Here is a 585-nt window from a genome sequence, read left to right on the forward strand (position 1 = left end):
GGCTTTTATGGAAAAAGGAAGAAATAGACATCTTATTTTAAAATAACCTAAGAACTATGATAAATTCATCAAACCTGTACAAGAAAGAGTGGCTCAATCTTGTATTTAAGAACAGAAATCAGAATTATGGTGCTTATACGCTTCGTCAGCAGTCCTCAAAGATTACTTTTCGGGCTTTATTGATCAGTTCTTCTGCTTTTATCCTTCTTTTTGTTGTACCTGCAGTGTTACGACATATGAAACCCGCAGAAATTGTAGTTCCGGACAAAATTATAGAGGTAAACACACTTACGCTTCCTGATCAGGTGAAACCTGAAGAGAAAAAGAAGGAAATGCCGGCAGAACCTATGAAGGAAAAGATCAAAACAGTGAATTTACCTTCCAGACCTGTAGTGGTGAGTGATCCTGTGCTGAAAGATCCGCCAACGCTTAAAGAAATAGAACATGCTGCTATCGGCCCGGTTACACAGGCCGGAGTGGAAACCAATATGGCAGCCGTGCCGGAAGCAGGTACCGGAAATGGAATTGGCACAGGTAAAGGCAGTGGTGAAGGCGAGGCTGTAGATAATACTATTTATGAGACTG

The 585-nt window shown here is 41.2% G+C and carries 1 pseudogene; it reads left to right on the plus strand.

From position 1 onward, the window contains the following. Window positions 1–56: 56 nt before the first annotated feature. Window positions 57–585: pseudogene (locus DBR11_RS30025) on the plus strand (hypothetical protein); the annotation flags it as partial.

The sequence above is a fragment of the Pedobacter sp. HMWF019 genome, from assembly GCF_003061025.1.
Taxonomy (GTDB): Bacteria; Bacteroidota; Bacteroidia; order Sphingobacteriales; family Sphingobacteriaceae; genus Pedobacter.